General features: G+C 45.7%; 1 protein-coding gene. It reads right to left on the bottom strand.

Annotation, left to right across the window (positions count from 1 at the left end; genetic code table 11):
- Window positions 1–174: 174 nt before the first annotated feature.
- Window positions 175–383, bottom strand: a 209-nt coding sequence (locus B7C60_RS18690; protein ID WP_281251687.1) for a MarC family protein, incomplete at its 5' end; no start/stop codon positions are given.

Below are 383 nucleotides of genomic sequence, written 5' to 3'. Positions count from 1 at the left end.
AGGAGACCAGCTTTTGTGGGGAGCAGCCGAGCCATTGCGTCGAACGTTGCGAATTATCCTCGCTGAAAAATGATTTCCGCTATGTTGAATGATTATTAAGAAAGCGCATTGGGCGCTTTCTTAATTTGTAACCGTGTCTTAATTTGTAACTGTGTGATAATGAATAATCGGTATCTAAGCGAGGCCAGGGAAAAGGCTGCGCAAACCGTTGGCTATGAACTCCACGCCCAATGCTGCTAAAATTAGCCCCATAATCCGGGTGATCACGTTGATGCCGGTTTGCCCAAGGATGCGTATAATATAAGGTGCTGAGCGAAATAGTAACCAAGAGCTGAGACTGAAAACGGCAATGGTTAATGCAATGCCAGCCGTGTCTAATATGC

This window comes from Vibrio fujianensis (assembly GCF_002749895.1).
Classification (GTDB): domain Bacteria; phylum Pseudomonadota; class Gammaproteobacteria; order Enterobacterales; family Vibrionaceae; genus Vibrio; species Vibrio fujianensis.
The sequence above is the reverse complement of the archived record's forward strand: the minus strand, read 5'-3'. Positions and strand labels throughout refer to the sequence as shown.